This is a genomic window from Pedobacter foliorum, from assembly GCF_013266735.1.
In the GTDB taxonomy this organism is placed as follows: Bacteria; Bacteroidota; Bacteroidia; order Sphingobacteriales; family Sphingobacteriaceae; genus Pedobacter; species Pedobacter foliorum.
Window position 1 is genome coordinate 394,432 of record NZ_JABSNU010000002.1, and the last position, 13,035, is coordinate 407,466.

Annotated in this window: 13 protein-coding genes; 6 read left to right on the forward strand and 7 right to left on the reverse strand. The window is 38.2% G+C overall.

Annotated elements, in window-relative coordinates:
- The first annotated feature begins 25 nt into the window (after positions 1-25).
- The 4 genes from HQN83_RS05465 to HQN83_RS05480 all read left to right on the forward strand — a co-directional run bounded on the left by HQN83_RS05465 (position 26) and on the right by HQN83_RS05480 (position 3,897).
- Positions 26-1,129, forward strand: coding sequence for a fimbrillin family protein (locus tag HQN83_RS05465; protein WP_173089323.1), 1,104 nt, complete (start codon positions 26-28; stop codon positions 1,127-1,129).
- A 71-nt stretch (positions 1,130-1,200) separates the two neighbouring features.
- Positions 1,201-2,295 carry a DUF5074 domain-containing protein gene (locus tag HQN83_RS05470; RefSeq protein WP_173089324.1) on the forward strand — a complete coding sequence of 365 codons (1,095 nt, stop codon included), beginning with the start codon at positions 1,201-1,203 and terminating at the stop codon, positions 2,293-2,295.
- A gap of 97 nt (positions 2,296-2,392) precedes the next feature.
- Positions 2,393-2,974 (forward strand): DUF6580 family putative transport protein, encoded by a 582-nt coding sequence (locus tag HQN83_RS05475; RefSeq protein ID WP_173089325.1) that lies wholly within the window; start codon positions 2,393-2,395, stop codon positions 2,972-2,974.
- A gap of 233 nt (positions 2,975-3,207) precedes the next feature.
- Positions 3,208-3,897, forward strand: coding sequence for an SIR2 family NAD-dependent protein deacylase (locus tag HQN83_RS05480; protein ID WP_173089326.1), 690 nt, complete (start codon positions 3,208-3,210; stop codon positions 3,895-3,897).
- Here HQN83_RS05480 and HQN83_RS05485 read toward each other — a convergent pair.
- From HQN83_RS05485 to HQN83_RS05510, 6 genes are all read right to left on the reverse strand, one after another.
- Positions 3,890-5,632, reverse strand: a complete 1,743-nt coding sequence (locus tag HQN83_RS05485) for a peptidase associated/transthyretin-like domain-containing protein (protein WP_173089327.1) — start codon at positions 5,630-5,632, stop codon at positions 3,890-3,892. The genes HQN83_RS05480 and HQN83_RS05485 overlap by 8 nt on opposite strands.
- Positions 5,632-6,609 (reverse strand): FecR family protein, encoded by a 978-nt coding sequence (locus HQN83_RS05490; RefSeq protein WP_173089328.1) that lies wholly within the window; start codon positions 6,607-6,609, stop codon positions 5,632-5,634. The genes HQN83_RS05485 and HQN83_RS05490 overlap by 1 nt, the downstream gene beginning before the upstream one ends.
- A 9-nt stretch (positions 6,610-6,618) precedes the next feature.
- Positions 6,619-7,209 carry an RNA polymerase sigma-70 factor gene (locus HQN83_RS05495; RefSeq protein WP_317172490.1) on the reverse strand — a complete coding sequence of 197 codons (591 nt, stop codon included), beginning with the start codon at positions 7,207-7,209 and terminating at the stop codon, positions 6,619-6,621.
- Positions 7,210-7,445: 236 nt separating this feature from the next.
- Entirely contained in the window at positions 7,446-8,999 is a 1,554-nt protein-coding gene (locus HQN83_RS05500; protein ID WP_173089329.1) for a DUF4833 domain-containing protein, read from the reverse strand.
- A 122-nt stretch (positions 9,000-9,121) separates the two neighbouring features.
- The gene (locus tag HQN83_RS05505; protein WP_173089330.1) at positions 9,122-9,772 is read right to left on the reverse strand and encodes a GIN domain-containing protein; all 651 of its coding nucleotides are present in this window, start codon (positions 9,770-9,772) and stop codon (positions 9,122-9,124) included.
- A gap of 66 nt (positions 9,773-9,838) precedes the next feature.
- A complete protein-coding gene (locus HQN83_RS05510; RefSeq protein ID WP_173089331.1) occupies positions 9,839-10,978 on the reverse strand; it encodes a hypothetical protein in 1,140 nt (379 codons plus the stop codon).
- A gap of 254 nt (positions 10,979-11,232) precedes the next feature.
- On the opposite strand from HQN83_RS05510, the gene HQN83_RS05515 reads away from it, so the two are divergent.
- Together HQN83_RS05515 and HQN83_RS05520 are read left to right on the forward strand one after the other, a co-directional pair.
- On the forward strand, positions 11,233-11,583 hold the full coding sequence (locus tag HQN83_RS05515; RefSeq protein ID WP_173089332.1) for a hypothetical protein: 351 nt from the start codon (positions 11,233-11,235) through the stop codon (positions 11,581-11,583).
- Positions 11,584-11,593: 10 nt separating this feature from the next.
- Positions 11,594-11,800: a helix-turn-helix transcriptional regulator gene (locus HQN83_RS05520; RefSeq protein ID WP_173089333.1), complete on the forward strand. Its 207-nt coding sequence runs from the start codon at positions 11,594-11,596 to the stop codon at positions 11,798-11,800.
- On the opposite strand, the gene HQN83_RS05525 is transcribed toward HQN83_RS05520, so the two are convergent.
- Complete coding sequence (locus HQN83_RS05525; RefSeq protein ID WP_173089334.1) at positions 11,772-12,977, reverse strand: multidrug effflux MFS transporter; 1,206 nt, start codon at positions 12,975-12,977, stop codon at positions 11,772-11,774. The genes HQN83_RS05520 and HQN83_RS05525 overlap by 29 nt on opposite strands.
- Positions 12,978-13,035 lie beyond the last annotated feature (58 nt).

The following is a 13,035-nucleotide window of genomic DNA, read 5'->3' on the forward strand; positions in this document are numbered from 1 at the left end:
ATTGTACTCATTAAATCTGCCTGTTATGAACATTAAACATTACCTGCTTTTCGCTTTACTAAGTATCAGTATCTTATCTGCTTGTACAAAGGACGAGGATGCGGAGCAAGCTCCTGTGGTTGATATGGTAATTAAAAATAACCCAATTAACAGCAAGGTTAATGAACAAATCGCGTTTACCACGATTAATGTAAACAACAAGGCTTACGATGAGGAATGGAAACTAGATGGGGAGGTTAAAAGCACCTCCTCATTTTATAATTTCACCCCTGTAAAAGCAGGTATTTATAACATAGAGTACACAGCTACAAACGGTAGTGGTACTTTTAACTATAAATATGTAGTAAATGTCGGCGTGCCAACAGTACCATCAAATCCTGGAAGCAATCAATATGTAACCAAAGTTTTTGAATACTTACCAGCTCCTGGTCAATACACCAATAAAACTATTGGAACACTTGAAGGAGCAAAAAGTATCGAAGGTAAACAAGGCATAGTATCTCTAGGCGCATGGGGCGGATATATTGTACTCGGTTTTGACCACACAGTAATCAATGAAAACCAGAAAGACGACATTATTATTTATGGCAATGCACAATCAAACTGGGCAGAGCCTGGAGTAGTATGGGTAATGCAAGACGAGAATGGAAACGGTAAACCCGATGATACCTGGTACGAGCTAAAAGGAAGTGAGTTTGATAAAGAAGGATACATTCGTGATTATGAAGTAACCTATACAAAACCAACAACGGGAGGTAGCGTATCATGGAAAGATAATAAAGGTAAAACTGGAGTTGTTACCATTGCAGGAGCTACTTCACAAGCCTTTCCATCGTGGGTAGAGGGTACCGAATATACACTTAAGGGAGCATTACTACCTTCATCTGGTATTAAAGCAGAAACACCAACATTTATCACTAGCGCACCATTTGCTTTTGGCTATGCCGATAATAAAGTAGGTGGCGACAGTATAGATATTGCAAATGCCATCGATAAGGACGGAAAAACTGTACACCTTACCGGTATCGATTTCATCAAAATTCAAACAGGTATTCAAGCCGATCTTGGCTGGTTAGGCGAACTATCAACAGAAGTGTTAGGCGTTGCCGACTTAAATCTTGCCAAATAAGCCCCCAGTTAGCAATTAAACAATCAGATCAATTTTATAATAAGCCGCTCTCAACAAATCATAACAACTAAATGAACAACATTTTTCTTAAAAAATCGCTTTTACTTGTAGTATTAGCAGGAATCCTATTTTCTTGTAAAAAAGACAACAACAAAGAAATTCAACAACCAGAACCAGGTAAATTCGAAAATGGGTTCTTTATCATTAACGAAGGCTGGTACGGCCACGGTACAGGTTCAGTAACCTTTTTCGATAATGCCTCACGCACTCTAAAAGATAGCGTTTTGCAAAAAGAAAACCCAGGTAAAGATTTTGAACCTAAAAGCTCAACTGTTCAGTTTGCAACAATATTCAATAAAAATCTATATGTAGTAAGTAAAATAGGTGGACCGGTTGTAGTAGCTGATGCTAAGACGCTTAAAGAAGTAGGACGTATCCCCGCATCATCGAAAAGTGACTGGCGTGCTTTTGTCGGTCTCGACGAAAATAACGGGCTTTTAAGTAGCAGCAAGGGAATCTTTAAAGTTAACCTTAAAACTTACGATGCCACTACTCAAGTTGCAGGAACAAGCGGCCAAACTGGCGATATGCTTAAAGCCGGCAAATATGTTTATACCCTTTCTCAGTCCGAAGGTGCCGTAATTTATAGTTTAGCAGACCTAACCGTGGCCAAAAAAATAAAAGGAGTTACACTAGGTTTTGCACAAACTCCAAATAATAAAGTGTGGTATACCAAAGGGAAATTTCTGTACAACTCAGACCCTGTAACATTAGCTACCGACAGTGTTGAGTTGCCATTTACACCAGCAAGTACATGGTTTACCTGGTTCTCTTCGCCAATAATTGCTTCTACAAAAGAAAACACAGTTTTTCTTTTAAAATCACCCCCATTTGGCGGCGGTAAAATGCTGTACAAATATACCGAAGGAAATCCGGCAACACTTCAACAACCTTTTATAACAACTCCTGATAAGCAATCATTCTACAAAAAGAACCTCGGTTATGATGCTAAAACAAATCAGATCATAGTTACAACCGTTCAGGATGGCTATGGAGAGAATTACGGAGTAAACAATATCTATTTTTACGGCGCTGTATCAGGTAATCTGGTTAATAAGATTTCTTATTCAGGATATTATTTTCCGGCAATGTTTGTATTTCATTAAAACAGGTGCGTTTTTATAATAGAAACCTTGCTTTTTAATACCATAGAAATAATATAACTTTGTGTTATAAACTTTTTGAGTTGTAATCTTTAAAAATATGTCTGAATTTAAATTCAATCCGCGTACTGCCATTCTTCTGTTAATTATTGTTGTGATCAGCCTCATTCGCGTTGCTGCGCCACTATCTGATAATTTCAAAGACATCGCAAATTTCTCTGCAGTAGGGGCGATAGCCTTATTTGGAGGAGCATATTTTAATAACAATTACAAAGCTTTTGGATTTCCCTTAGTGCTTTTATTGTTAAGTGATATTTTTATTGCCAAAACATCGGGTTACGGTTTCTTTTATGCCGGCTGGTATTGGACTTATATCGCGTTCGTGATGATGGTTCTTGTTGCCAAAGTACTTATTAGAAAAGTAACGGTATTAAGTTTTTTAACTGCGGCTCTTTTAGCTGTTCTTGTGCACTGGATAGTTGCCGATATTGGTGTAATGTATTTCCCTGGATTGTATGAGCCGACCTTAGCAGGATATATTAAATGCCTAGGTGCTGCAATACCTTACGAAAGACTATTCCTTTACGGAACGCTAGCTTATGGTACTATTATGTTCGGCGCATTTGAATTGCTTAGAGCAAAGTATCCGCGTTTAAGCATGTCTGTAAACACAACAGTATAGTTGAGTTTTTCAGTATCGTTGTAAGTAAAGTATTTATTATATTAAAGGCTGTTCTTTTAGAACAGCTTTTTTACTTTAAGTCGATCGTCATCCTGAATTTATTTCAGGACCTCTCAAGCGCTATTCCGCCTTTCTATTGAGAGATCCTGAAATAAATTCAGGATGACGACCGCCAGCAAAACAACTAAATTAAACGCTAACTAAACTAAACGTTAACAATCCAATCCCACCATATGAAAAAAAATCTTGTAGTATTAACCGGAGCTGGTATCAGTGCTGAAAGCGGCTTAAAAACCTTCAGAGATACTGACGGACTGTGGGAAGGATTCAACGTTTACGACGTGGCCACCCCTGAAGCCTGGCAACGTAACCCTGCACTGGTACAAGACTTTTACAACCAAAGAAGAAAGCAAGTATTAGAAGCTCAACCAAACGCAGCCCATAAAGCCCTTGCCGAGCTTGAAAAATATTTCAACGTTCAAATCATTACCCAAAACATAGATGACTTACATGAACGTGCCGGCTCATCTAACGTTACCCATCTACATGGTGTAATTACCCGATCACAATCAGATATAAACCCCGAACTAACTTACCCAATAACTGGATGGGAAATTAAAGAAGGAGAGTACTGTGAACTTGGTTCACAACTACGACCACATGTAGTCTGGTTTGGCGAAGCTGTACCAATGATCGAAATAGCAGCTTCAATCTGCTCAAAAGCAGATGTTTTTATGCTGATAGGAACCTCGTTGGCAGTTTATCCGGCTGCAGGATTAATAGATTTTGTTCCAAAAACAACAATAAAATACATAATAGACCCTAAAATACCCGAGGTAGGTCGCTATAAAAACATCGTAAAAATAGAAAAGGCAGCAACATCCGGAGTAGCAGAGGTAGTAGAAGCACTAACCACTACATAATTGTAATACCCACATTCCAGCCAATCCAACCTTTGGCTCTTTTGCTAATGTAATCATGCTTTGCAGGAGCTATGTTCTGTTTGTAACCCTTGCCGCTCGAACCTTCAGAAGCATCCGTAGAGTAAATAGAATAAACCGGACCACCAAATATCGATACACCTTTGATCAGCTGAATCTGGAGGTTAGTTTGAAACCTGTGCAGGAAATTCGAATAATCCCAATTGCCAAGGTATAAATACTGAGAGGTTATCTCGGCAGCTACAGAGAACCTGTTACTTAGTATAAAATCATGGCCAAACCCTAAACCAGCAGTCTCAACATTGGCAGAGTCGGCAAAGTTTTTTCCAGCCAATATGATGTTGTATAAGTTAGCATTACCCATTTTAAAAGATGCATTGGCGTTTATAGTTTCATTAGTAGAGAAACTAAGCTTATGATAACCATGATGTACATAGTTTATTAAACCTAAGCTATAGCCATCAGAACGACCAGAAATATTTACGATACCAATCTGTAAACCATCCATTTCCTTTGCGTAATTAAAGAAACCGGCAATCTGAGTTCCTTTCATTTTTTGCGAAGTCATGTTGCCAAAACCGGCTATCTGCATACCATTAAGGTTTTTAGACGTTAAATTACCAAAGCCTGCAATCTGAATACCCTTCATATCTTTAGATACCACATTAGCAACCCCGCCAACTTGCACACCTTCAGCTTTTTCCTTAACATGATTAAGTAATCCGGCAACCTGTACACCTTTGTAATTTGTGCGCACGTCGTTTAATACACCTGCAACCTGTACGCCCTCTACCGAACCACCAACACCATTAAACACCCCCGCTATCTGCAGTTTTTTAACATTTCCTTTAGTGATGTTAAACATCCCGGCAACCTCAACACCATCAGTTCCTGCAGTATAGCCCCCTAAAATATTCAGAGATACCTTATTAATTACCTGCGAACTCATTATCCCATGCGTACTTAAACCGGGAGTAAGAGAAGCCTGAAAAGGCGTGTTAGCAAAGAAATCAGGAATATTTAAACTCTGCATACGCTGTTTCGAAGAAATAAAAAACCTGCTAATACCCGAACTCTCAATAGAATTGAAAAACTCACTACCCTTTTCAGAATCTTCATCAACATAACCCTCGGGCTTAACCGTAATATCAGCCAAAAAAACCAGCGAAGTATCTCTGTAGCTATCCTTACTCGCAGTTAAAGTCACTTCAGTATGTTCGCCTTTAAACCGAAGCCTGAAATAACCATCGTTATCCGTAAGTGCCGATTGAAGTAAACGCTTTTCATAAACACTTGCCTGTTTTACTTTTTTGCCTGTTTCCGTATCAACAACATAACCACTGATGATATACAGCTTTTCAGCGCTTGTAATGTTCTCGGGCTCTATGGTAAGGTGATTTGCCGCATAGCGAAGAATAATGTACTGACCGGTCTCTTTATAGTCTACCTTGCCATTAAATATGCGATCAAGCACATCCCTAACCTGCATATCTTTTGCCTTTATGTTTACTATGCTGTCCTGTTTAAACAGAGAGCCGCTGTAAGAGAAATAGAAATCTCCGGCTTTACTCATTTTATTGAGCACCTCAGAAATCGGCTGCTGCTTCATATCCAGATTAACCCTTTTATCCAAATTACGCATGTAATTGGTCACAGAAGACTGTGCATTACAATATCCGGTTACGACTAATAGGGCTATGATTATTGTTAATCTCATTATTTAATTTTAGACAGTACAATCTGCCCATCGTTACGATCTATTTTCAAATTCTGCATAGTCACAGTAATTAATTCCAGATTTTTATCCAAAGGAGTAATTTCTTTAAGTGTAGTATTAAGTGTTTCATTCGCAATGCTAGCATCCTGTATCACTATTTGAGCATCATAAGCCTCATTTAAAATCTCTGCAACCTTCCAAAGTGGAGTTTTCGAAAACACAAACTCTCCGCTGCGGTAGTAGTTATACAACTGATCGGTATTTTGTTCCTTAATTAATTTTGGTGATGCCTCTTTAATCAAAACCTTTTCTCCTTTACGTAATTCGACTACCTCTTTACCTGTGCTCACTTTTACGATACCTGTTTCTACAATTACTTCAGTTTCACCTTTTAAGTGCTTCACATTAAAGGAAGTACCAACAACAGTTACCGAAACCTTATTTACCTGAATTACAAATGGCCTCGATTTATCATGAGCAACATTAAAAAACACATCCCCCTTTTTAAGCTTAACACTACGATCTTCTTTAAAATCAGTAGCATAGCTGATCTGCGAATTTTTATTCAAAGTTACTTCAGATCCATCAGGAAGATGTTCTGTGATCACCTTATTGCTCGCTGTCAGATCTGTATAGTTTGCAGGGCCAAATACATTATACGTCATCCATGCTCCGGCAACTAAAACCAAAACAGCGGCAATTTTTAACCATCCAAAAGACTGTTTTATTGGACGCACAATAGCTTCATGTGAGCTAGAAGTTTCCGTACCAGAAGCTCTAGCTTTAAATTTAGTCCAGGCCTGTTCCTCATCAATATTACTTGTACTACTTAAACTTTTACTTGCAGTCCAGATTTTTTCAAGTTGAGTATACTGCACCCGGTTAGAGGTAGCCTCATCCAGCCATTTCTGTACAGCAATACTTTCTTCTTCACTTGTTTCTTTTAAAAGAAACTTTATCAATATTTCCTCGGTCATCTGTTCCTCTTAATTAAAAAAATCTTTGTAATACATGATTATGCCTGGTAAAATGAGCGGAATGAAATCGGCCAGTTTCAAGCGCAATATTTTTAAAGCCTTACCCATCTGATTTTCTACTGTTTTAATAGAAAGATCCAGTTGCTCGGCTATTTCTCTATATTTCAATTCCTCAAACCTGCTCATCTGGAAAATAGTTCTGCAATGTTCGGGCAATTCATTTAACGCTTCCCGAAGCTTAAATTGAAGCTCAGTAAGCTCTACCCTTGATGATGCTGCTTCATGATGATCATTCATCGTATAAGCCGCAAAATCCTGGTATTTTGTTTTAACCTTTTGGTGCTTTATGTAGTTTAAACTATCATTATAAACACATTTGTATAAGTATGCTTTAATTGAAGTTTGCACATTTAACAACGCTCTCTTTTCCCAGAATTTAAGAAACATAGATTGCACAATTTCCTCCGCAGTGTCTTCGTCCCTTAGCATTACGTTGGCATAGGAGTGAAGCTCTTTATAATGTGCTTTGAACATTTGTTCAAATACTTTATCATCATAATAAGGAGAGGTAGTTTTAATAGGGGTATGATTTAATTCCACTAATTCAGTTTATCAATAGGTTGGTTTGTTTCAAGTTTATATGGTTGATAGAGTGTGTTGTTGTTAGATTGATCTGTTTTTTAATCAAATATATTAGTTTTTCTTAAGCCGTCCTTAAACTTGCCGTCATCCTGAATTTATTTCAGGACCTCGCATCATAAAGGCCTTTTTTATCTTGAGGGATCCTGAAATAAATTCAGGATGACGGCTATTGTTACTACAATACGAGCCTTTCTCTAAATCTCAATCCGCTTTAGAAACTCCATTCCCGAAGCGCTATTCACAGTTATCAAATCAATGTACTCAACCTTTGGAAACCAAAAGGAACCACCGTTAACCCTAACAAAAACCCTTTTCAACAATAAATCCTTACCCTCATCCTTTATGTAAATCTTATATTTATTATCAATTTCCGACCTTTTAAGATACAGCGGCATCTTTTTATAAGCCACCAATCTTATCTCATATTCATCATTCGGTAAAGCTTTACATTTAACCCCATAAGCAAACCTGCGCTCAATACCAGTTAACTCCTTGTATTTTATTTGCTCCGTATACCTGATCCACGATCCTTTAACCGGATTTTCACGATCTAGCACACCATCACTTTTAAAGTTAAGCTCATAAATTACTGTATTAGCATCAGGATTTCTCTGAAGAAAAAACAGCAGGTTTTCTCCTTTAGGAGTAGGTAGTCCCGATGTTTCTTGCTCATACCCCTTTTTTAAAGGCTGACTAAAAACATGTAACGACTCACTAAGCAATAAAATGATCATCAATAATATACCCGCAAACTTTAAAGTATTCTTAGTACTACTACTACTACTACTACTACTACTACTATTAATCCTAACCTTTGGCTTTTTACTATGTGTAAGCTTGTGCTTGTAAATCTTACCCGGACTAGCAAAAATGAAGAACAACATTTCTCTTATTCCATCACTCTGTTTCACGTCCTTAATCATATCTCTATACTCATGGAAGTTCAAAATAAAAGGGTTAGTTTTATTCTCTACCGGAGTAGTCAGACCATAGATCGGTTGTTCTTCTTCGTATTGAAAGGTTCCAAACAAGTGATCCCAGATCATAAAAGTAGCACCAAAGTTCTTGTCCAAATACTTCTCCTGACTACCATGATGCACCCTGTGATTAGATGGAGTACCAAAATACTTTTCAATAAAAGGGTGTAACTTTCCAATAGCCTCAGTGTGCACCCAAAATTGATATAACGTACTCAACTGACTCGCTACAAAGAATATAACGGGGTTAAAGCCCATTAAAGCCACCGGGATAAAAAACACAGTTTTAAAATGCTGCACCCAGCTTTGTCTAAAAGCGACCGTTAAATTGTAATGTTCAGCCGAGTGATGTACCACATGTGTGGCCCAAAAGAACCTGTTGAAATGAGAGATTCTATGCGACCAATAGCTACAGCAATCATAAATGATAAAGCAAGGAATCAAAGTCCACCAATTTAGGCTCATTCGCCATGGCAAAATATTATATATCCAAACAGCACCATAAAGCAATACTGCTTTCATTAAAAGATTAACCGCCAAATTTCCAAGGCCAATAAAAACCGACCCGACAGTTTCTTTCTTTTCATAGCTTTTATGCTCTGCAAAGTGCGAAAATCCACATTCCAATGCAGTGCAAAAGAATACCAAAGGCAAGGCATATACCAACAGATCCGGGGCACTTTTCTCTAACTGATGGATGTCATTAATCGGAATCCTTGCTGCTCCGAAAAGAGAGATGAAATTTTGCCAATATGATTGAATCAAAGCCATAATAGTTATGTTTAAGAGTCGTGTATTTATCCGTTGCTAAGCTATATTAACTAACTGTGCCAGAACATACCTATAAGTGGATATTTTAAGTATTAGTTAATTAGATGTCGCAATAAATGCTTTTAAAGTTTAATTACTTTTCCTGATCCGCTGATGTCAGAATTAACCTGAGGACTACCCCAGTAGTAAACTTTACCACTACCGCTTATTTTAGCCTTAAGTAAGTCCTGCACTTTTATCTTAACATCACCACTGCCTGAAACATCTATGTCAGCAGTTTTAGTGTTTAGCTTTTCCAGATCAGCATTGCCAGAGCCTGAAATATCAACTTTGGTCTGTCTTGCATTAAGCGGTTCGTCAATCTCAACCTCCCCAGATCCGCTAATAGAGGTTTTAAAAACATCCACATCAGGAAACTGACCTTTAATTTCAACTTCGCCGCTGCCGCTTAACGAAACACGGTCTATCAATGGCATTGTAATAAATACCTCAATGTCATCGTGCCTAACACTGGCTTGTTCGTATTCTAGGTACAAAACATTGCTCATAACCTTGGTTTTAAAACGAGGAATCAAATTGTCAGATCCTTTTAAAATAACCTTAAAATCGGCACCATATACTATATGGATAGGGTTGGAGCCACTTCCACTTATTCCTGTAAAGCTGCCTGGTTTGCGTTCCTCTGTGATTTTGTCGCCACTAGCTGTTAGTCTGTCCTTTGAACAAGAAATAAATAGCAGACTGATGTAAACGTATAATAGTAAGTTTCTCATAGTAGGTTGTTTTTTTAATGTATTATAAATGATGATTGTTAATTCTAATTAAAGGTTGCAATTGGTTTAAAAGATTACCTGAATACCTCCGGTGTATCCAACGTATAGCCCTTGAAAGTCGTTACCCCACTTGTTTTGCCATTTCGATATATAATGTTTGTTTAGTGCTTTGCCTTCAACAGTATTGGTGTTTACGTAGTTAAGAGAAGGACCAGCATAGATTTCCAGAAATTTGGCAATCTTTAAAGCAGGCAACACACGTAACGAAGTGTTAAAGTATTCACCATCTTTAAAGCTCTCCAAAGTAGTTGCTGTTAACTCTGTATTTAACCTAAAGCTTTTTGATTGAAAGAAATGCGCTCCAAAACCAGCCTCAATTGCATATACTTCCTTGTCGTTTTTAAAGTTATAACCAACCCCTAAAATCCCATAAAGCACCCTACCTCCAGATCTGAAAGTTAACATTGTAGTCAGATTTTCGGTAGTACTTACGCCTATACTTTTCTCACCGTTTTTAATGATGTTTACAATACCTATTGGAAAATCGCTGCTCTCTGCAATATTCATAAAACCAGCTATCTGAGCTCCTTTAACTTTTTTTGCAACATTTATAAACCCTGCAATTTGAGAACCCTTTACATCCTTTGCGGTATTGATGAAACCTGCAAGCTGAGAACCTTTTACATCCTTAGCAATATTGGCAAATCCCGAAAACTGCGATGCAGTTACATTCTTAGCGATATTAGTAAACCCGGCGAACTGAGCGCCATTCATGTCTTTTGCAACGTTTGCAAAGCCTGCAAACTGCGCACCTTTTACACTTCCCGAAGAGATATTGCTGAACCCGGCGAAAGCAAAGCCGTTGCCACCACCATAAGTATTCGCAAAGCCGGCAAATAGTCCACCATCGGCATTTTTAATTACATGGTTAGAGAAGCCTGAAAATAGAAACCCTTTACTATCATGAAGCACAACATTTGAAAGACCTGCAAATGCAAAACCGCGTTCGGCAGCAGATACGCCTCCAATCAAATTAAAAGAAAGGTTATTAGTATCTAAAGGAGCGCGAGTTCCATTGGTGCTTAAAGGGTACACAATGCCAATATGCATTTTTCCCGGCATCTGATTTTGCGCATTTGCACTGATACTGGTAGTCAATCCGATAGCTAATAATACTGAAGTTGTGATAAGAGATTTAATGTTCATTGTTGTCTTGTTTTAGAGTAAGACAACATGATGAACTTATACCCCTACGTGGGAAGTAAAAATATTATGACCGTCATCCTGAATTTATTTCAGGACCTCTCAAGAGAAAGGAAGCCCTGCTAGTGGTAGGCTCTGACCCCGAAGAAGCTGCGAAGTAAACCAAAATCAGCAAGTTTATTTATTTAAAAGACAAATAAACTTGTCTTTTAAATAAATAAACTGTACTTTTAGTCGTTCATACTAATCTTTAAATTATGAAAGCGCTTACCAACCTTACCAAGTACATCGGATTACTCCTAATCGTGTTGGGAACAATGATCCTATTCACATCCAAATCCTCAACTGCAGAAGTCCCTTTGCTAGTTGGCTTATTTACATTGTTTATCTCTAATCAGAAACGGGAAGATGAAGGATCGGGGGCTATTAGAAGTTCTTCTGCTTTTTTTGCATTAATAATTGGTTACACTATTAAGCTGATCATTACATATCTTTATAGTAATCAGATCATTACTTTCAATCTAACCTCAATTAATTACTTTCTGATCATTGTATTCTCACTTGCAAACGTAATCCGTTATTCGAGACTGTACATTTTTATGGCCTAACCAGAATCTGATGAAAAACACAATAAAGGTGGAACGCGCCAAGCACGACCTTACTCAAGCTGCTCTAGCAGATAAAATAAATGTTTCCAGACAAACCATTAATTCTATTGAGATTGGGAAGTTTGTCCCATCAAGCATACTGGTATTAAAGATTGCCGCCGTTTTTAATACCACTGTAGAAGAGATTTTTACACTAGAGGAGCAGGATTGGAAATAATGTTTCTTCTTCCAACGGCTAAAACAGTAAGCGCTATAACCGAAGTCCCTGTCATAATTGCTACCATCGGCACAGCCGATGTTTGCTCAAAAAAGCCTACACATGCCGAAGCAAGCGCACCTAAACCCATTTGAAGAGCACCCATCAAAGCAGAAGCACTACCCGCATTCTTAGAAAAAGGCGCAAGCGAAAGCGCTGCGGCATTTGGATTTGCAACCCCTAAGCAACACAAGAATAAAAACAAGAACCCAACAGTTTCGGCAAGGCCGAACCAGCCATTGATACTACCAATCAGAAACACCAAAACCGTAATTACCTGTCCAATAATAGCAGCATAAATCAATTGCTCACTTTTATATCGCTTTAGCATCAGCGTATTAACCTGACTAGCGCCAATAAATCCTGCCGAAAGAAAAGCGAAAATCCACCCGTAAGTCTCCTCCTTTACCTTAAACAACGACATAAATAAAATAGGGGAACTCGTAATATATACAAACAAACCCGCAAATGCCATTCCACCAGTAAATGCATATGTGTAAAACTGAGGTTCACGTAACACAGCTAAGAAGTTGGTTATTATCGGTTTAGGTTTTAGCGACATTGTAGTGTCAGCCTTATAGCTTTCTGGCAACCAAAGCCAGCTGGCTATCAGATTAAACAAGCCCAAGCCAAGTAAAATCAAAAATACTGTATGCCAGCCAAAAGCCACTGTAACGTAACCACCTACGGTAGGCGCTATCATTGGCGAAACACTAAGAACAAGCATTAACAACGCAAAAACCTTAGCATTTTCACTAACCGGAAACAAATCTCGAACCATAGCAACTGAAGCTACAGTAGCCGCACAACTTCCAATTGCCTGTACAAATCTTAATATAATAAACGAATCAATATCCTTAACCAAGGCACATCCGGCAGATGCCAAAATATAAACCAGCAAACCAATGAACAAAGGCTTCTTCCTGCCGAAACGATCTAATAATGGACCGTAAAGCAACTGTCCAGCCGAAATACCGATGAAATAACTAGATAACGACCACGCAACTTTTGCCTCACTGGTACCAAGATCTTTGGCTATTGCCTTAAAACCTGGCAAATACATGTCGATAGAAAAGGGGCCAAGAGCAGTTAACGAACCAAGTATTAAAATTAAGAACAGATATCTTTTTTGCGTCATGCTACAAAAGTAAGTATTTGAAGATGGGCTATCTGTCACATACGAGTATAAATTCGGC

Coding starts and splice junctions, on each gene's coding strand:
- HQN83_RS05465 (WP_173089323.1), top strand. CDS start 26: ATGAACATTAAACATTACCTGCTTTTCGCTTTACTAAGTATCAGTATC.
- HQN83_RS05470 (WP_173089324.1), top strand. CDS start 1,201: ATGAACAACATTTTTCTTAAAAAATCGCTTTTACTTGTAGTATTAGCA.
- HQN83_RS05475 (WP_173089325.1), top strand. CDS start 2,393: ATGTCTGAATTTAAATTCAATCCGCGTACTGCCATTCTTCTGTTAATT.
- HQN83_RS05480 (WP_173089326.1), top strand. CDS start 3,208: ATGAAAAAAAATCTTGTAGTATTAACCGGAGCTGGTATCAGTGCTGAA.
- HQN83_RS05485 (WP_173089327.1), bottom strand. CDS start 5,632: ATGAGATTAACAATAATCATAGCCCTATTAGTCGTAACCGGATATTGT.
- HQN83_RS05490 (WP_173089328.1), bottom strand. CDS start 6,609: ATGACCGAGGAAATATTGATAAAGTTTCTTTTAAAAGAAACAAGTGAA.
- HQN83_RS05500 (WP_173089329.1), bottom strand. CDS start 8,999: ATGGCTTTGATTCAATCATATTGGCAAAATTTCATCTCTCTTTTCGGA.
- HQN83_RS05505 (WP_173089330.1), bottom strand. CDS start 9,772: ATGAGAAACTTACTATTATACGTTTACATCAGTCTGCTATTTATTTCT.
- HQN83_RS05510 (WP_173089331.1), bottom strand. CDS start 10,978: ATGAACATTAAATCTCTTATCACAACTTCAGTATTATTAGCTATCGGA.
- HQN83_RS05515 (WP_173089332.1), top strand. CDS start 11,233: ATGAAAGCGCTTACCAACCTTACCAAGTACATCGGATTACTCCTAATC.
- HQN83_RS05520 (WP_173089333.1), top strand. CDS start 11,594: ATGAAAAACACAATAAAGGTGGAACGCGCCAAGCACGACCTTACTCAA.
- HQN83_RS05525 (WP_173089334.1), bottom strand. CDS start 12,977: ATGACGCAAAAAAGATATCTGTTCTTAATTTTAATACTTGGTTCGTTA.